Here is a 16,838-nt window from a genome sequence, read left to right on the forward strand (position 1 = left end):
TCCCCGACCAGCCCCCTTGGCGGGGACCGGGACCGCGGCTCAGTCGCCGGCCGGAGGAGCCGAGGGCGCACGCACCGAAGTGCCGCGGAAGACGAGCTTCGTCGGCAGCCGCGCGGGCGGCTCCGGGGCCGGCCCGCTCGAGCCCATGAGCGCGTGCAGGTAGCTCATCGCCAGGGCTCCGGCATGCTCGCGCGGGATGCGGACCGTGGTCAGCGGCGGATTCGACATGGAGGCGAACTCGATGTCGTCGTACCCCACGACGCTGATGTCGTTCGGGACCGAGATCCCGTACCGGGTCAGCTGGTTGACCAGGCCGAGCGCCATGACGTCGTTGTAGACCATGACGGCGGTGACGTCGGCGAGGAGGACCTTCTCGGCGGCGCTGCGGCCGCCGTCGAAGGAGGGTGCGAAGCTGCCGATCGGCACCTCCACCAGCCCCTCCCGGGCCAGCTCGGCCGTGGCGGCGGCCTGGCGCACGCGGCTCGAGTAGCTCGTGCTGGGCCCCGCCACGTATCCGATGCGCCGGTGGCCCAGGGCCTTCAGGTGCACGACCTCCTGCGCAATGCCACCCTCGTTGTCGAAGGTGACGGCCGCGACCCCCGGCACCTGGCGGTTGATGAGCACGAGCGGACGCTGCTCGCGGAGGGCCACCAGGTCCTCGTCCGCCATGCGCGCCGAGCACAGCACGAGCCCGTCGACCTGGCGGGACAGCGCGGCGACGAGCTCGGACTCGCGCTTGAGGTCCTCGTCGGTGTCGACCAGGAGGGCGGAGTAGCCGAGCTCCTCGGCGCGGCCCTGGATGCCCTTGACCACGCTGGGGAAGAACGGGTTGGCAAGGTCCGGGACGACGATCCCGATGTTGCCGGTGAGGCCGGTGATGAGCGACTGCGCCGCCCGGTTGGGGCGGTAGTCCAGCCGGGCGGCGGCATCGAGGATCCGCTCGCGCGTGGCCGGGTCCACCTTCTCGGGGCGCAGGAACGTCCGGGACACCGTGGCGGGAGAGACTTCGGCGGCCCGCGCAACGTCCCGGATCGTGACAGGACCCGACATCAGAATCACCGTTCCTTGGCTGTGCAGAGAATCCTCTCCACCGTAGTCGGCCCGAGCGGCGCGGGCCGACGGCCCTTCTCCCAGAACGTGAGCTTGATCTCATCGCCTGCTGCCGCTACGGTCATAATAACGTTTTCATCGATCGGCCGATCTGGCCCGTCGATACGTCAGAAAGAGGCGAGGATGCCCACACCCCTGGAACTGGAGCTGGAGGTCGACGCGGCCACGTCCAGCCCGCGCCGGCTGAGCCTGCACCCCGATCGCGCGCTGCCCGCGGACGGGCGCCAGCGCGCCGTCGCCCGCGAGATCTACGGCCAGACGGCGGAGCTGCCGCTGATCTGCATGCACGGCCACGTCGAGGCCGAGGTCTTCGCCGCCAACCAGCCGTTCGCGGATCCGGCGCAGCTGCTGGTGGTGCCGGACCACTACGTGACCCGCATGCTGGTCTCGCAAGGGATCGACCCCGCCTCGCTGGGGGTCCCCCGTGTCGACGGCGGCCCGGTCGAGACGGATTCGCGGGCGATCTGGCGGACCTTCTGCCGCAACTGGAGGCTGTTCCGCGGCACGCCGTCGCGCTACTGGATGGAGCACGAGCTCGCGGAGGTCTTCGGCGTCGACCTCGTGCCCAGCGCCGAGACGGCCGACGCCATCTACGACCAGATCGAGGCGCGCATCGCCGAACCGGGCTTCCGCCCGCTGCAGCTCCTCGACCGGTTCTCGATCGAGCTGATCTCGACGACGGACTCCGCCACCAGCGGACTGGAGCACCATGCGCAGCTGGCAGGCGAGGGGTACGGGGAGCGGATCATCCCCACGTTCCGCCCGGACGCGGCCGTGCACCTGGACCGGCGTGGATGGCGGGCGGAGGTGGCCGCCCTCGCCGAGGTGTCCGGCGAGGACACCTCCAGCTACGAGGGCTTCCTCGGCGCCCTGCGCGAGCGCCGGCGCGCGTTCGTCGAGGCCGGCGGCCTCGCCACGGACCACGGCCACCTCACGGCGGACACCACCCCGATGGACCGGGGCGCCGCCGCGCGGCTGTACGCCCGCGCCCTCGCAGGCGGCCAGGTCAGCGAGCAGGAGGCCCAGGCCTTCGCCGCCCACATGCTCTTCGTGAACGCCGAGATGTCCTGCCAGGACGGGCTGGTCATGCAGATCCACCCTGGGGTCCTGCGCGACCACCACCGGGGGACCTTCGAACGGCACGGGCAGGACAAGGGCTTCGACATCCCGGTCGCCGCCGAATTCACCCGGTCCCTCCGCCCCGTCCTGGAGCGGTTCGGCCACGACCCCCGGTTCCGGGCCATCCTCTTCACCGTCGACGAGACGGTGTACAGCCGGGAGCTCGCGCCGCTCGCCGGCGCCTACCCCTCGCTGCGGCTGGGCGCGCCGTGGTGGTTCCTCGACTCCCCGGAGGGCATGCGCCGGTTCCGCGAGACCGCGACCGAGACCGCAGGCTTCTACAACACCTCCGGCTTCGTGGACGACACCCGGGCGTTCGCCTCGATCCCCGCGCGCCACGACCTCTTCCGCCGGATCGACGCCGGCTACCTCGCGCGGCTGGTCCTCGAACACCGGCTCAGCCTCGAGGAAGCGGTGGAGACCGCCGTCGACCTCGCCTACACCCTGCCGAAGACCGCCTACTCCAGGCGTTCCGCCTGATCCGCCGCTCAGCCCGGTTGCAAAGGAGCACCATCATGGCAAGCATCATCCCGTCGCCCTCCACGACGGCCACGGCCCGCCGGACACTGTCCCTGAAGGAGAAGATCGCCTACGGCATGGGCGATCTCGGCAATGGCTTCATGTTCGACCTCGGACAGGCCTACCTGCTGAAGTTCTACACCGACGTTGCCGGGCTGCCAGCCGCGGCGGCCGCCACCGTCTTCGTCGTCACGAAGCTCTTCGACGCGTTCATGGACCCCCTCGCCGGCGTAGTGATCGACGGGCGCCGCACCGTGTCCCGCTTCGGGCGGTTCCGCGGCGTCATGTTCTACTCGAGCATCGCGCTCGGCATCCTGACCGTCTTCTCCTTCGTCACCCCCGGCCTCTCCCAGGGCGTCAACCTGGCGTACGCCTACGCCTCCTACATGGCGTGGGGCGTGCTGTACTCCTTCACGAACATCCCCTACGGCTCCCTTGCCTCGGTGATGACGCAGGAGCCGGTGGAGCGCGCCAAGCTCGCCTCGTTCCGCCAGGCCGGATCGGTGCTGGCCCTGCTCATCACCGGCGTGGCGTTCATGCCGATCGTGCTCGCGGTCGGCTCCGACCGGGTGGGCTACGGCGTCGCGGCCGCGGCCATGGCCGTGGCGGGGGTCCTCTGCTTCTTCGCCACCTTCCGCTACACCCGGGAAAGCGTGCCCGTGGTGCGCACCGGGGAGAAGCTCACGGCCAAGAGCTTCATCACCACGGTGGTCACGAATCGGCCGCTGCTGGCGCTGGTCATCATGACGGTCTTCTCGATCTCGGCCTACAACGTGAAGACCTCGATGATCGTGTACTTCACCCAGTACTACCTCGGCGACGTGCGCCTCCTGCCCTACGTGAACGTGATCAGCATCGGCTCCTCGATCATCGGCATCCTCCTCATCCCCTTCCTCACGCGCCTCATCGGGAAGAAGCGCACGGCGCTCTACGGATTCCTGCTCGCCGTCGTGGCGGACGCGCTGAACTTCATCCTCCCGACCAACACCGTCCTGTTCACCGCCCTCTTCAGCCTCTCCTTCATCGGCGTCGCCCTCCCCAACGGCATCACCTGGGCCCTGGTCTGCGACGTGATCGACTTCGGGCACTGGCGCACCGGGGTGCGCCGCGAGGGCATTACCTACTCCGTCTTCAACTTCTCCCGCAAGATTGCCCAGTCGGTGGCGGGCGGCCTGGCCGGCTTCGGGCTGAGCGCGATCGGCTACATCCCCAAGGTGCAGCAGACCTCCGGGGTGCTGGCTGGCATGAAGGGCCTCCAGACGCTCTACCCGTGCGTGGCCCTTGCCGTGGCAGCGCTCGTGCTCGCCGTGATGTACCCGCTGACCGACCGGAAGATGGAAGAACTCGTCTTCGAGACCCACGCGGCCGAAGGCACCGACCCTGCGGGCCCGGCGCCCCAGGACTGACACCGCACCGCACCGCACCCTCCCCCCTGAAAGGAAGAACAGTCTCCATGTCGCCCCTGACCGACCATGAGCTCACCGAGCTGCTGGCAGCGGACCGTACCCTCGCCGTCGTCCGCGCGGCATCGATCCCGGACGCCGCCGCGCTCGCCGCAGCCCTCCGCGCGGGCGGGGTGCGCTCGCTCGAGCTGACCTTCACGACGCCGGATGTCCTCACCTACGTGCGCCGCGCCGTCGAAGGCGGCGACGGCACCGTGGTGGGCGTCGGCACCGTGATGACCGGGGACCAGGCACGGGCGGCCCTCGACGCCGGCGCCCAGTTCCTCGTCACCCCGGGGATCCGGGCCGAGGTGGCGCGGGTCGCCGTGGAGGCCGGCGTCCCGGTCTGCCTCGGCGCTATGACGCCCTCCGAGGTCGCGCAGGCCCTCGACCTCGGATCCTCGGTGGTGAAGGTCTTCCCGGCGCGGCAGGTCGGGCCGGCGTTCCTGAAGGACCTGCAGGGGCCGTTCCCGGGCATCAGGCTCCTGCCGTCAGGGGGCATCGATGCCTCCAATGCCCGCAGCTATCTCGACGCCGGCGCCCTCGCGGTGTGCTGCGGGACCTCCGTCGTGCCGCCGGCGGCCGTCGAGGGCGGGGAGTGGGAGGACATCGCGGCCCGTGCCGCGGCCTTCACCGCAGCCCTGCCGGCCGCCCAGGTCGTCGGATCCTGACCGCGGACGGGGAGCCCACCATGTCCATGACAGCCGTGTGCCTGGGCGAGACCATGGCCATGATCACGCCGGGACAGGGCACGTCGCTGGCCGACGCCGGGCGGCTCGAGCTCGGCAGCGGCGGGGCCGAGTCCAATGTCGCCCTCGGGCTGGCCGCGATGGGCGTCGGCACGCACTGGGTCAGCCGGGTGGGCCGCGACGGCTTCGGAGCCCGCATCCTCACCGAGCTCACTCAGGGCGGGGTCGGCGTGGAGGGCGTCGAGGCGGACCCGTCTCGGCCCACCGGCCTCTACGTGAAGGTCCCGGCCCACGGCGGGTCCCCGGCATCCGTCCTCTACTACCGGCGCGGCTCCGCGGCCTCCGCCATGGGCCCGGACCTCCTGGGCCGGCCGGCGGTCGCGGGCCTCCTCGCACGCGCCGACCTCGTCCACCTCAGCGGCATCACCGCGGCCCTCTCCGAGGAATGCCTTGCCCTGCTCGAAGCCCTCCTGGGCCGCCCGCGCGGCAGCCAGAGGGTCAGCTTCGACGTCAACTGGCGCGCCCCCCTGTGGGCCGGGAAGGACCGCAGCGTCCTGCGGGAGCTGGCGAACCGAGCCGACATCGTGCTCGTGGGGCGCGACGAGGCCGAGCACGCCTTCGGTACCGGGGACGAGGCCGAGATCAGGGCCCTCCTCCCCGACCCGGCTGTCATCGTCATCAAGAACGAGGCCGTCAGCGCCATCGCCCTCGAGCGCGACGGCCCGCGCTCCGAGGTCCGCGCCCTGGCCGTGGAGGTCGTGGAACCGGTGGGCGCCGGCGACTCCTTCGCCGCCGGCTACCTCAGCGGCGTCCTCATGGGCCTCGACCAGAGGACCAGCCTCCGCCGCGGGCACATCGCCGCAGCCTGTACCCTCACGGTCAGCGGGGACCGCGGCGCCCTTCCGCCGCCCCCCGTCCTCGACCGCGTCCTGGCGTACTCCGACGAGGGCTGGAAGCGGACCACCGTCACGAGCGCCGGCTTCTCCACGGCCCTGCCGCATCAGGGCCCTGCTCTGGCCGCCCGGAGGTAAGGGCGGCTGCCGCGGAGGGGCATGCCTCGGCGGCAGGGCCCGCTAGCGTAGACGGCATGACTCCCGGTGCCGGACGCTTCGCTCCCAGCCCCTCCGGCGAACTGCACCTCGGGAACCTCCGCACGGCGCTGCTCGCGTGGCTCTTCGCGCGGTCCGCGGGGCGGCGGTTCCTCCTGCGGGTCGAGGATCTGGACCGGGCCCGCGCGGGAGCGGAGGAGGTCCAGCTGAGGGACCTCGCCGCCGTCGGCCTCGACTGGGACGGCGAGGTGGTCCGCCAGACCGAGCGGGGCGCGCTCTATGAGGAGGCGATCGCGCGCCTCACCGCCGCCGGCCTCACCTACGAGTGCTACTGCACCCGGCGCGAGATCCAGGAGGCGCCCAGTGCCCCGCACGCGCCGCAGGGCGCGTACCCCGGCACGTGCCGCGACCTCACCGAGGCGCAGCGCGCACGACGCCGCGCGGAGCGTCCCGCCGCGATCCGCCTCCGCGCCTCGGTCACCGACTGGGCCGTGACGGACGTGCTGCACGGGCGGTACTCGGGCCTCGTGGACGACTTCGTCCTGCGGCGCAACGACGGGGTCGTGGCCTACAACCTCGCCGTGGTCGTGGACGACGCCGCCCAGGGCGTCGGCCAGGTGGTCCGCGGCGACGACCTGCTCCCCTCCGCCCCGCGGCAGGCCTACCTCGCCGGGCTCCTCGGGGTGCCCGTCCCCGAGTACGCCCATGTGCCGCTCGTGCTCAACCCCGCCGGTCGCCGGCTGGCCAAGCGCGACGGCGCGGTGACCCTCCGCGCGCTGGCGGCGGCCGGCGTCGGACCCGAGGAGGTGACGGGGCTGCTCCTGGGATCCCTCGGGCTGCCCGCCACGCTCCCGGAGGCGCTCACCGCGTTCGATCCTGCCGCGCTCCCCCGCGACCCGTGGATCCTGGACCCGCAGGACTTGACCCCCAGGAGGTGACTTCCAGAAGGTGGCCTTCAGAAGGTGACTTCCAGACTGGATCTGAGGGGCACCTTCTGAAGGTCAGGTCCTGAAGGTCACCTCCTGCGGGTCGGCGCGTCGGCCAGCGCGGGCGCGGGGCGCCGGATCAGCCCTGCATCGTGAAGCGCGCGGCGGTCCGCTCGGCGAGCCACGGGACGCGGTAGAGCGCGCGGAAGGCGGTGTTGCGGGCGGCCATGGCGCCCGGGGGGAGCGCACGGCCGAGCGCCATGTTGACCCTCGCCTGCCGGGCCGCGGACCACGCGGCGCGGAGTCGCTCTGCCTCGGTCGCCGCCCACAGCTCGTCCCACGCCGGGCCCGGGGCGTCCCGGCGCGCCCGGACGTCCGCGGCGATGAGCGGCACGAAGGCCTCGGCGTCCAGCCAGCCGAGGTTCATCCCCTGCCCGCCGATCGGACTCACCTCGTGGGCGGCATCACCGGCGAGGAGGACCCTCCCGGAGCGCAGCCGGGCCGCGAGCCGCTCGGTGACCGTGAAGGCGCTCAGCATGGTGCACGTGGACGGATCCGGCCGCACCCCGGTCCGCTCCCCCACGATCCGGGCTAGGTCGCGGGCCGACGGGTCCAGGGCCGGCTCGGGCACGTGCGCGACCCAGCGCCGCACGCCCCCGGGCAGCGGGAACGACTCGACGATCCCCGCGGCCTCGAGGTGCAGCACCGCCCGTTCCCCGTCGCCCGTCGCGTCCGCGAAGTCGCCCATCAGGTAGGCATCGGGCAGCGCTCTGGTGCGTACCGGGATGCCGAGGCCCGCGCGCAGGGGCGAGCGGGCGCCGTCGGCCGCGATGACCCAGCGGGCCGCCACGGACTCGCCGTCCTCGCAGCGGACGACGGCGCCGCCCTCCTGCTGCTCGGCCCGCACCGCCCGCACGCCGCGGCGCAGGGCCGCCGGCGCGAGCACGGCAAGCCGGTCCTCGAGCGCCTGCTCGGTGGCCCACTGGGGCACGGCGAGCACGGGCGGCCGGAACGCGATCCGCGCCACGGTGCGGGTGGCGCCGGAGTCGCGGGTACGGGCGGCGCCCTCGCGAAGGGGTACGCCGGCGGCCGCGACCGTCTCCGCCACGCCGGCCCGCGCGAGGACCCGCAGGCCGGGCGGGTGGATGCCGATCGCCCGGGTGTGCCGGCTGCGCTGGGGCCGGGCCTCGAGGACTGCGACGTCGAGACCGAGGTCCGCCAGGAGCACCGCGAAGCAGAGCCCCACCGGCCCCGCGCCCACCACGGCGATGTCGTGCCGCGCGCCCATCCTCAGGCGCCCAGGGCCGCCCGGCCCGTCCCCGGACGTCCCGGGTCGCGGGCGTCCCGGCTCACGGGAGCCTGCGGGTCATGAGGGCCGTCTCGACGGTCAGCCCCGGGCCGAAGGCCATCGCGCAGATCCGCTCTGCCCCGGGCGAGTCGGGCCCCGCCTCCGGTGAGCCGGACGCGCGCGGCGGAGATCCGGCGTCGTCCGCCTCCGCCTCCGGAAGGGCGAGGATCCGCTCGAGGACGAACATGATGGTGGCGCTGGACATGTTGCCGAACTCGCGCAGGGTCTCGTAAGCGGGGGCGCCCTGGCGCTCGGAGAGGCCGAGGCGGGCCACGACCTTGTCCACGATGCTCCGGCCGCCGGGGTGGATGGCCCAGTGCTCGATCTCGGCGTGCGGGCGGCCCACGAGGGAGGGGTCGCGGGCGAGGAGGGGTTCGAGGGCGCCGGTGATGTGCTCGTCGATGATGTGGGGGACGTAGGTGCCGAGGACCATCTCGAAGCCCTGGTCGCCGATGTTCCAGGCCATGTTCTCCTCGCCGACCGGGGTGAGCGTGGTCTCGAAGGCGTCGAGGCTCACGGCCGGTCGGGTCAGGGGCAGGTCGCGGGCCGTGACCACCGCGGCGGCCGCGCCGTCGGCGAACAGGGAGGCGCCGAGGATCGTGTCCGGGTCGTTGGAGCTGCGGACGTGGAGGGTGCACAGCTCGACGAGCGCCACGAGGACCACGGCGTTCGGGTCCGCGTCGCAGAACGCCTTGGCCATGCGCAGGGCGGGGAACGCGGCATAGCAGCCCATGAAGCCGAGGTGGAAGCGCTGCACCGACGGGCTCAGGCCGAGGTCCCGCACGATCCGGTAGTCCGGGCCCGGGTTGAAGAAGCCGGTGCACGAGACGGTCACCACGTGCGTGACGTCCGCCGGAGCGATCCCGTCCGCGTTGTCGAGCGCGCGGCGGGCCGTGTCGGTGAACAGGGGCGTGGCCTCGCGGACGAACACGTCGTTGCGCGTCTTGGTGCTCGGAGTAAGGAGCCGGCCCGTGGACGGGTCGAAGAAGTCCGGATCGTGGTCCGGCCGGTCCCACGAGAACTCGGCGAGGGCCGAGTAGCGGGTGTCGATTGCGGCGGCGTCGAAGCACGTCGTGACGAGACGCCGGCCGAGGCGGGTGAGGCCCTCCTGCGCGGCGAACACGTCGCGGGCCTCGGGCTGCTTGAGCACGGTGGACGGGACAGCGGTCTCGAGGGACCTCACCAGGACGGTCATGGGCCATTCTTCCCCCGGGGCGGGGGGCGAAGACAAGGGGTGGGGCGGTCACCCGCAGCAGGTGACCTTCAGGAGGTGACTTTCAGGAGGTGACCTTCAGACGGGAGGGGTGGGGTCAGAGCACCCCGGCGGACTCGAGCTGCTGGGCCAGCCCCGCGCCGTCGGGCGCCGAGGCCCAGGTGAGGCCGGGGCGGGAGGCGCCCCCCGCGGCGTCGTGCGTGGTGCCGCCCGAGAAGACGGCCTGGCCGGGCGAGAGCTCGCGGATCGCCACGGCAGCGACGGAGTCGGGGTGCTCGGCGGCGAACTCGGCGTAGATGGACTCGTCGTGCTGGCCGTTGTCGCCCACGAGGAGCCAGCGGATGCCGGGGAACTCGGCGGCGAGGCGCTCGAGGTTCTCCCGCTTGTGGTCCCGGCCCGAGCGGAACCAGCGCTGCGGGGTCATGCCCCAGTCCGTGAGCAGGAGCGGACCCGCCGGGTACAGGTTGCGTCCCAGGAACCGCTGGAGCGTCGGCGCCGCGTTCCATGGCCCGGTCGAGAGGTACACGATCGGCGCCTCCGGGTGCTCGGTCGCGAGCCGGTCCAGCAGCACCGCCATGCCCGGCGTGGGGGTACGGGCCCGCTCGCTGAGCACGAACGTGTTCCACAGCGCGAGGAACGGGCGCGGGAGGGCGGTGACCATGACCGTGTCGTCGATGTCGGAGACGATCCCGAACGCCGCCCCTGGCTCGACGACGAGCACCTGCGCGGAATCCGGCTCGGCGCCGTCGGCGCTCATCCGCGCCTCGTGCCAGCCCGGCTCGAGCTCCACGTCCACGAGCGCGTCAACCACCCCGCCGGCATCGGCACGCACGACGGCGCGCGTCGCCCCGATCTCGACCGTCACCTCGGCATGCTGGATCGGCACCGAGGTGAACGAGACCCAGCCGCGGAAGTTGTTGAAGGCGTCCGACTCGCCGTGCAGGCCGGGCCGGGCGTACATGACGCGGCCGAGCACGCGCACCCGCCGCGTGGACCCGTAGCCGCGGTACGCGACCACCTGCGCCACGTAGTCCCCGCGCCTGGCCTGCCGGGTGCGCAGGTCGTTCCAGGACTGCGCGACGCGCTGTGCCACATGGAACAGCGGCTTGAGCCGGGGGGAAGCGCCGGCGAACCCGGACTCGGGCGGGGAGGCGAGTGCTGTCGCGGTGCCTGCGGCGGACGCCTCGCCGCCGGGGTCGGCGCCGGCGGTGCGGGGGCCGTCGGGGCCGGAGACGGCGTGGGGGTGCTGCGCGGTCATGGTCCCACTGTCCCACGGGGAAGGGGCCCGCATCACATCGGGCGCCCGTCCGCGGGCCCTTTCCCGGGCATTTCCCCCTGCAGGCGTCCGGGGCAGCGGGGCCGGCACTGCCTCAGACCCGCGCGAGCTGCTCGATGTCCTCGAGGAACGCGGCGGCGACCTCGTCGCTCACGGTCGTCTTGGTCTCCGCAATGGCCTCGAGGTAGTCCTGCGTGCTGGGCCCCCGCCGCGCACCGGTGTCCGCCGGGTGGGTGCCGTCCGCGGCTGTGCGCACCGGCCCCCGGGCCGCGTCGGAGCCGCCGGTGAGGGCCGCGCCGCCGGCGCCCGGGCCGGCGTCGTGCGCGAGGTCCCCGGCATCGCGGTGGACGGCACCGCCCGCCGCGGGCGAGTCCGCCATCCCCGGCACCGCGACCGGCTCCGCGGCGTACACCGCCTTCTCGAGCGCCCGCTGCGAGGCCGACCGGGCGGCGAACTCGATGTCCGCCGGCGAGAAGCCCTCGGTGCGCTCCACCAGCTGCTCCACCTCCACGTCCGGCAGGACCGCCTCGGGGATGAAGCGCTGCCACATGGCCCGGCGTGCCTCGGCATCCGGGAGGCCGATGGGGATGACGTAGTCGAAGCGGCCGTGGCGCAGGAAGGCGGAGTCGAGGGCACGGATGAAGTTGGTCGCGCACACGAGCAGCCGCCCGGGCTGCTCGCGGAACGCCGGGATGATCTTGAGCAGCTCGTTCGTGACGCCCTGGTTGGGGCTGGGCGGATCGCCCGCGCGGTGCGAGGCGATCTCCTCGACCTCATCCAGGAACACGACCGCGTGCTCGAGCTCCGAGATCTCGAGGAAGGTGCTGCGGAGCGCGCCTGCGAGGCCCTCGGGCCCGGCGGCGAGGCGGGACGGGAACACCTCCACGAACGGCCACTCGAGGCGGGAGGCGATCGCCTTCGCGAACGTCGTCTTCCCGGTCCCCGGCGGCCCGAAGAGCACGACGGCGCGCGGCGGCACCACCCCGAACTCGTCCGCGAGTTCGGCCTGGGCCAGGGGGAGCACGAGCCGGCGCTCGAGGAGCTGCTTCTCCCGCTTCATGCCGGCCACCTTGTCCCACAGGTCGCGCGGGAGGACCCGGCCGCCGAGCTGGGCGAGGGGCTCGAGCTCGGTGCGCTGGACGGGGATCTGCCGCTCGAAGAAGCGCAGGTTCTGCACGTCCTTGAACCCGCGGGAGAGGAAGGCCTCGAGGCGGGTCTCGGTGTCCGGCATGAGCGCGGAGAGCTTGGTGAGGCCGAGGGGTGCCATGCGGTTCTCGAGGGCCGCGAGGAGCGCGGTGCCGATCCCGCGGGAGCGCCACTCCGGGAGGGTCGCGAGGAACACGATCCAGCCCTGCTCGTGGGCCGCGCGGCCCACGGCGGCGCCGACCACGTCGTCGCCATGGAGCGCCACGACCGCCACGTCCTTCTGGCAGCTCGCGAGGACCTCGGAGAGCGAGTACACCGGTTCGATCCCCGAGGCCGTCATGGCGCTCCACAGGTGCAGGATCCCGTCCAGGTCCGAGGGGTGGAAGTCCCTGATCCGCCAAGTGGTCATCGCCGGTGCTCCTTCGCTCCGTGGGCCCCTTTGCGGCCACTGAGGCGAGTCTATCGACGGCAGGTGGCGGTGGGGTTGCGCGGGCGGCGTCCGCTCCTGCCCGCTTTGGCCCCGCGGCCTATGTGGGCAGGAAGGGACGCACGCACCCGCGTCCGGGCGGGACCGGCGTCCAGTGTGCGGCCAGCCTGCTCTGACAGGATTCCTGCATGAGCATCGTGAAGATCAACGCCATCACCGTTCCCGCCGACTCCGGGGATGAGCTTGCCCGCCGCTTCGCCGCCCGCGCGGGGGCCGTGGACGGCCAGCCCGGCTTCGAGGGCTTCGAACTGCTCCAGCCCACCGACGGCCGCAACGTCTGGCTCGTCGTGACCCGGTGGGCCGACGAGGAGAGCTTCGAGGCCTGGAAGAACTCGGCCTCGTTCGGGCGCGGGCACGGCCGGCCCGACGGCGCAGCTGCCGAGGGGACAGAGGGCGGCCAGCCCGGGGGCGCAGGTGCCGAGGGCGCCGGGGCCGGGGGCGGCGAGCGCCAGCGCCCGGTGGGCATGTCCGCCGAACTGTGGAGCTTCGTGCCCGCGGACCTCGGCCGGTAGGTCCGGCGGCCAACCTCGGCCGGTAGGCCGGACAGACAGGCCGGACAGACAGCCCGGCTGAGGAACGCGTCACCCGCCGCGGCGCCCTCCGCACCGCTCCACCGAGCAGTCGCTGGGGAAGACCCTGCGCTTCGGTCGGAGCCCCCGTCTTCAGCCGGAGGTTCTGACCGAAGGGCAGGGCGCTTTCCTTCAGCCGGCCTGCCGGCCGCGAGCCCCGCGCCAAGCGGCTTTCAGCCCGGCAGCCCGGCCGGGCCCCGGGGGCGCCCCGCTCAGCCGTGCCGGCGGCGCAGCACGAGGGCGAGCACCGCGGCCACCGCGGCCGCGACGGTCATGATCACCGCCATGGGCACGGCAGTGTGGTCCCCCGCGAGCCCGGAGAGCGGGGAGACGATCGCGCCGAACACGAACTGGGTGGCCCCGAGCACGGCGGACCCGCTGCCCGAGACGTGCCGCACGGCGCCGAGTGCCAGGGCGGACGAGTTGCCCATGAGGAAGCCCACGCTCGTCACCGCGCACCAGATCGGGATCGCGAGGAGCCAGCGCGGCACGGGTGCGAGCGCGAGCGCCAGGATGGCCGCGCAGAAGACCAGCAGCAGCGGAGCCGCCACCGCCACGATCCGCTGGGCCGGGATGCGCTTGACCAGCCGGGACGAGATGTACCCGGCGATGATGAGCCCCGCGGCGTTGAGCCCGAACAGGGCGCCGTAGGCGAGCGGCGGCAGCCCCATGACCACCTGGTACACGAACGGCGAGGCGGGGATGTAGGACATCATCGCGGCGAACGAGGTCGCGAAGAGCCCCGCGTACCCGAGGTACCGGGGCACCCTGAACAGCTGCGCGAGGCCGCCGAGGATGCCGTGCTCCCCACGGGACTCGGGCGGGAGCGTCTCCCGGAAGACGGAGGAGACGCTGAGCATCATGAGCGCGAACAGGCCCGCGAGGGTCCACATGATCCCGCGCCACCCGATCGGCCCCTCGAGCAGCGCGCCGAGCGAGGGCGCCACGGCCGGGGCCACGCCGTTGACGGTCATGAGGAGGCTGAGGGTGCGGGCGGTCTCCGAGCCGCGCGTGAGGTCCACGATGATGGCCCGCGCGATCACGATCCCGGCCGCCCCGAACAGCCCCTGCCCTAGCCGGGCGGCCACGAGCACCTCGAGGTTGGGCGCGAGCGCTGCCGCGACCGAGGAGAGGATCGCGCCGACGTTCCCGATGAGCAGCGGCCTCAGCCGGCCGAACTTGTCCGAGATCGCGCCGAAGGCGAGCTGGCCCGCGGCCATCCCGAGGAGGAAGCCCGTGAGCGTCAGCTGCACGCCGGAGGCGGTCGCTGCGAACTCCTGCTGCACGCGCGGGAAGCTCGGCAGGTACAGGTCGGTGGACAGCGGCGCCGTCATGGACAGGAACGCCAGGACCAGCAGCCACGCCGCGCTGAGGCCCCCGCTGCGGTTCAGCGGCTTCGCGGGCATGGCAAGGCGGTGGTTGAGGCGTCAGGCACCCGCCCAGACTACTCGGCCGCCGCGCACGACGCCGCGCGGCACCGCCCGCGTGACGGCGCCTCCCGCGCGGGTCTCCCACAGGTGCTAGAGCAGCCTCCGGGCCCAGTCCGGGGTCCCCGCGAGGACCTCGGGATGCTCCTCGGCGTACCGGCGGAGACCGCCCTTGCGCGGCACCTTCACGGGTTCGGGCCACCGCGGAGACAGGCCATCGCCAAGGGTGACGCCGCGGATCTTCCGGCCGATCAGGGGCACGACCCAGTCGCCGACCCACGTCCTCTGTGCTGCGACCCACTCGCGGGGGCCCCGCCGTGTCCGCGGCTCCCGCCCGCGCTGCTTGACGCGCTGCGGATACCCGAGCTGGTCGAGCACCTGGCGGGCGAGGAACTTGTGGCCCGCCTTGGACATGTGGAGGCGGTCTGCGTCCCACATCCGCCGGTCGGCGTACTCGTCGAAGCACCAGTAGTCCACGAGCACGGCGCCGAGCTCGCGCGCGAGGCCCCGGACGCGCTCGTTGTACTGCCAGTTGCGGTGCTTGAGCGGCTCGAGCAGGGGGTTGACCTTCACGTCGTACCCCGTGAAGAGGACGAGGGTTGCGCCGGTCTCCGTGAGCCGGCGCGCGAGGTCCTCGTACTGCCCGAGCAGCTGGTCCATGGCGGTCCCGAGGTCGAGGATGTCGTTCCCGCCCGCATAGAGGGTCACGAGCGTTGGCTCCATGGCCAGCGCCGGCTCGAGCTGGTCCGCGACGATCTGGCGCAGCCGTTTGGAGCGGACCGCGAGGTTCGCGTACTCCCAGCCCTTCTCGGCTTTGGCGAGCTTCTCGGCCACCCGGTCTGCCCACCCGCGGACGCCGTTGGGCAGCGCGGGGCTCCAGTCCCCCACGCCCTCGGTGAAGGAGTCGCCCAGGGCGACGAACCTCTTCCGGGTCCCGCGCACGCTGCCTGCCACCCGGCGAGCCTAGGGCCGGCGGGCTACCGGCGGCCGAAGGGAGGGTGAACGCCAGGCAACGGCCACGGAGGTGACTCCCCAACCCGACGGAAGTGACTCCGCAACCCGACGGAGGTGACTCCCCAACCCCACGGAAGTGACTCCGCAACCCGACGGAGGTGACTCCGCAAGGACTACTTGACGCAGGGGACGCCGCCGCCCACGAGGGCGTCGGACCAGTCCCCGGCGTTGAACGTCGAGGACGGCGAGGGCGACGGCGCTGCGGCAGCCGGAGGCGCCTGGCCCGGCCCGGCCGCCTGCCCATCGGAACCCTGCGCCCCCGACCCCGCGTCGGACGAGGAAGCGGGGGCCGGGGCCGCCGGGGCGGCCGGCGCAGCCTGCGCCGGGGCCGAGGAGGCCGGTGCGGGCTTGGGGTTCAGCAGGTCCTCGACCTGGGCCCGGATGGCCTGCTTGTCCACGATGTTCACGGACTCGCCGGTGTCGCTCGTGCCGAACTGGACGATCGGCAGAGTCACGAACTTCGTCTTGTTCTCGGTCAGCTGCTTGGCCTTGAGCCCGAAGTCGATGAGGTTCAGCCCCTGGTCCACGGCGATCTTGTCCTTGAGGGCGTCCAGGATCCCGGTGACCTTGCCGAGGTCCGTGAACGTGCCCCTCTGCTTGAGCTGGGTCGCGAGCGAGGAGATGAAGGCCTGCTGGCGGCGCGAGCGGTCGAGGTCGCTCAGCGCCACCCCGGACCCGGAGGTGTCGCGCCGCTGCCGGACGAACGCCACCGCCTGCTGGGCGTTGATCTGCTGCACGCCGGCCTTGAAGTCGGCCCCCGAGTAGGAGTCCTGGGTGGCCTCCTGCAGGCACACCGTGATGGGCGCGACCGCCTTGGCGACGGAGAGGAACGCGGCCATCGTGACCTCGGCGAAGTGGTCGATCTTGATGCCGAGGAAGTTCTCGACCGTGGCGATCTCGGCCTTGCGGCCCGCGTCACGGGCGGCCTGGTAGATCTCGTCCTGGCTCTTCCCGCCGGGGTTGGCCGCGAGAGTGTGCATGGCCTGGTCCATCGCGTAGCCGTAGGCCTGCTTGACCTTGCCCTGCTGGATCCCGTCCGGCGCGCCCGCGAGGTCCACATAGTCGTCGCGCGGGACCGAGATGATCGTGGCCCGGCTGCCGTCCTTGGGCACGTGCAGCACCATGAGGACGTTGCTGTTGTACCCGCCGTCGTCCGAGCTGCCCGAGTGGAGCGCGTCGTACTCCTCCTGGCTCAGCGGCTTCCCGTTCTCGTCGAGGCGCGAGTCCAGGCCCATGAGGAGGATGTTGACGTCCTGGTCCAGCCCCTTGCCGCCGGTCAGCGCGTCCGAGCGCCGGATCCCGTTCTCGAAGCCGAAGTACGTGGCCGCCGCCCACACACCCGCCCCGAGGACGAGCGCCACGGTGACGACCCCCGCGAGGACGGCCGCCCGGCGTCGGCGGTAGACCCACCGGCGGTCGTAGGCGAGGGACTTCTGGTACAGGTTGCGGAAGGGCGCGTCCTCGGGTCGGCGCATGCGGGTACCTCTCAGTGGACTCGGGGCGC

At 72.9% G+C, this 16,838-nt stretch carries 14 protein-coding genes; 6 read left to right on the forward strand and 8 right to left on the reverse strand.

The features are described 5' to 3' along the window. Nucleotides 1–39: 39 nt before the first annotated feature. On the reverse strand, nt 40–1,050 hold the full coding sequence (locus SA2016_RS17775; protein ID WP_066500705.1) for a LacI family DNA-binding transcriptional regulator: 1,011 nt from the start codon (nt 1,048–1,050) through the stop codon (nt 40–42). Between the two features lie 183 nt (nt 1,051–1,233). Between SA2016_RS17775 and uxaC the strand changes: the two genes are divergently transcribed. Genes uxaC through gluQRS form a run of 5 tightly spaced genes read left to right on the forward strand, consistent with a single transcriptional unit; the run spans nt 1,234 to nt 6,866 of the window. Next, the gene (gene uxaC, locus SA2016_RS17780) at nt 1,234–2,709 is read left to right on the forward strand and encodes a glucuronate isomerase (RefSeq protein WP_066500707.1); all 1,476 of its coding nucleotides are present in this window, start codon (nt 1,234–1,236) and stop codon (nt 2,707–2,709) included. Nucleotides 2,710–2,744: 35 nt separating this feature from the next. Beyond that, a complete protein-coding gene (locus SA2016_RS17785; RefSeq protein WP_066500708.1) occupies nt 2,745–4,154 on the forward strand; it encodes a glycoside-pentoside-hexuronide (GPH):cation symporter in 1,410 nt (469 codons plus the stop codon). Between the two features lie 47 nt (nt 4,155–4,201). Next, the gene (locus tag SA2016_RS17790) at nt 4,202–4,861 is read left to right on the forward strand and encodes a bifunctional 4-hydroxy-2-oxoglutarate aldolase/2-dehydro-3-deoxy-phosphogluconate aldolase (protein WP_066500709.1); all 660 of its coding nucleotides are present in this window, start codon (nt 4,202–4,204) and stop codon (nt 4,859–4,861) included. Nucleotides 4,862–4,881: 20 nt separating this feature from the next. After that, complete coding sequence (locus tag SA2016_RS17795) at nt 4,882–5,910, forward strand: sugar kinase (RefSeq protein WP_066500710.1); 1,029 nt, start codon at nt 4,882–4,884, stop codon at nt 5,908–5,910. 56 nt (nt 5,911–5,966) lie between these two features. Continuing rightward, complete coding sequence (gene gluQRS, locus SA2016_RS17800; RefSeq protein WP_066500712.1) at nt 5,967–6,866, forward strand: tRNA glutamyl-Q(34) synthetase GluQRS; 900 nt, start codon at nt 5,967–5,969, stop codon at nt 6,864–6,866. A 127-nt stretch (nt 6,867–6,993) separates the two neighbouring features. Here the strand turns inward: gluQRS and SA2016_RS17805 are convergent, their stop codons facing one another. The 4 genes from SA2016_RS17805 to SA2016_RS17820 all read right to left on the reverse strand — a co-directional run bounded on the left by SA2016_RS17805 (nt 6,994) and on the right by SA2016_RS17820 (nt 12,246). After that, nucleotides 6,994–8,142, reverse strand: a complete 1,149-nt coding sequence (locus SA2016_RS17805) for an FAD-dependent oxidoreductase (RefSeq protein WP_066500717.1) — start codon at nt 8,140–8,142, stop codon at nt 6,994–6,996. A 61-nt stretch (nt 8,143–8,203) separates the two neighbouring features. Continuing rightward, nucleotides 8,204–9,397: a type III polyketide synthase gene (locus tag SA2016_RS17810; protein ID WP_066500720.1), complete on the reverse strand. Its 1,194-nt coding sequence runs from the start codon at nt 9,395–9,397 to the stop codon at nt 8,204–8,206. A gap of 115 nt (nt 9,398–9,512) precedes the next feature. After that, on the reverse strand, nt 9,513–10,673 hold the full coding sequence (locus tag SA2016_RS17815; protein ID WP_084249621.1) for an App1 family protein phosphatidate phosphatase: 1,161 nt from the start codon (nt 10,671–10,673) through the stop codon (nt 9,513–9,515). Between the two features lie 112 nt (nt 10,674–10,785). Continuing rightward, on the reverse strand, nt 10,786–12,246 hold the full coding sequence (locus SA2016_RS17820) for an ATP-binding protein (RefSeq protein ID WP_066500722.1): 1,461 nt from the start codon (nt 12,244–12,246) through the stop codon (nt 10,786–10,788). Nucleotides 12,247–12,452: 206 nt separating this feature from the next. Between SA2016_RS17820 and SA2016_RS17825 the strand changes: the two genes are divergently transcribed. Beyond that, nucleotides 12,453–12,836, forward strand: coding sequence for an antibiotic biosynthesis monooxygenase family protein (locus SA2016_RS17825; RefSeq protein WP_066500724.1), 384 nt, complete (start codon nt 12,453–12,455; stop codon nt 12,834–12,836). A gap of 269 nt (nt 12,837–13,105) precedes the next feature. Here SA2016_RS17825 and SA2016_RS17830 read toward each other — a convergent pair whose 3' ends face one another. The 3 genes from SA2016_RS17830 to SA2016_RS17840 form a co-directional block, all read right to left on the reverse strand. Continuing rightward, nucleotides 13,106–14,299: a multidrug effflux MFS transporter gene (locus tag SA2016_RS17830; RefSeq protein ID WP_066500726.1), complete on the reverse strand. Its 1,194-nt coding sequence runs from the start codon at nt 14,297–14,299 to the stop codon at nt 13,106–13,108. A 114-nt stretch (nt 14,300–14,413) separates the two neighbouring features. Next, nucleotides 14,414–15,274, reverse strand: a complete 861-nt coding sequence (locus SA2016_RS17835) for an SGNH/GDSL hydrolase family protein (protein WP_066500727.1) — start codon at nt 15,272–15,274, stop codon at nt 14,414–14,416. Between the two features lie 173 nt (nt 15,275–15,447). Further along, nucleotides 15,448–16,809: an LCP family protein gene (locus tag SA2016_RS17840; RefSeq protein ID WP_066500730.1), complete on the reverse strand. Its 1,362-nt coding sequence runs from the start codon at nt 16,807–16,809 to the stop codon at nt 15,448–15,450. Nucleotides 16,810–16,838 lie beyond the last annotated feature (29 nt).

The sequence above is a fragment of the Sinomonas atrocyanea genome (genome assembly GCF_001577305.1).
Taxonomy (GTDB): domain Bacteria; phylum Actinomycetota; class Actinomycetes; order Actinomycetales; family Micrococcaceae; genus Sinomonas; species Sinomonas atrocyanea.

Bases quoted from the DNA above. Each gene is read 5' to 3' on its own strand.
- SA2016_RS17825 (WP_066500724.1), top strand. From the start codon at position 12,453: ATGAGCATCGTGAAGATCAACGCCATCACCGTTCCCGCCGACTCCGGG.
- SA2016_RS17785 (WP_066500708.1), top strand. From the start codon at position 2,745: ATGGCAAGCATCATCCCGTCGCCCTCCACGACGGCCACGGCCCGCCGG.
- SA2016_RS17820 (WP_066500722.1), bottom strand. From the start codon at position 12,246: ATGACCACTTGGCGGATCAGGGACTTCCACCCCTCGGACCTGGACGGG.
- SA2016_RS17810 (WP_066500720.1), bottom strand. From the start codon at position 9,397: ATGACCGTCCTGGTGAGGTCCCTCGAGACCGCTGTCCCGTCCACCGTG.
- SA2016_RS17840 (WP_066500730.1), bottom strand. From the start codon at position 16,809: ATGCGCCGACCCGAGGACGCGCCCTTCCGCAACCTGTACCAGAAGTCC.
- SA2016_RS17815 (WP_084249621.1), bottom strand. From the start codon at position 10,673: ATGACCGCGCAGCACCCCCACGCCGTCTCCGGCCCCGACGGCCCCCGC.
- SA2016_RS17790 (WP_066500709.1), top strand. From the start codon at position 4,202: ATGTCGCCCCTGACCGACCATGAGCTCACCGAGCTGCTGGCAGCGGAC.
- SA2016_RS17830 (WP_066500726.1), bottom strand. From the start codon at position 14,299: ATGCCCGCGAAGCCGCTGAACCGCAGCGGGGGCCTCAGCGCGGCGTGG.
- uxaC (WP_066500707.1), top strand. From the start codon at position 1,234: ATGCCCACACCCCTGGAACTGGAGCTGGAGGTCGACGCGGCCACGTCC.
- SA2016_RS17805 (WP_066500717.1), bottom strand. From the start codon at position 8,142: ATGGGCGCGCGGCACGACATCGCCGTGGTGGGCGCGGGGCCGGTGGGG.
- SA2016_RS17795 (WP_066500710.1), top strand. From the start codon at position 4,882: ATGTCCATGACAGCCGTGTGCCTGGGCGAGACCATGGCCATGATCACG.
- gluQRS (WP_066500712.1), top strand. From the start codon at position 5,967: ATGACTCCCGGTGCCGGACGCTTCGCTCCCAGCCCCTCCGGCGAACTG.
- SA2016_RS17775 (WP_066500705.1), bottom strand. From the start codon at position 1,050: ATGTCGGGTCCTGTCACGATCCGGGACGTTGCGCGGGCCGCCGAAGTC.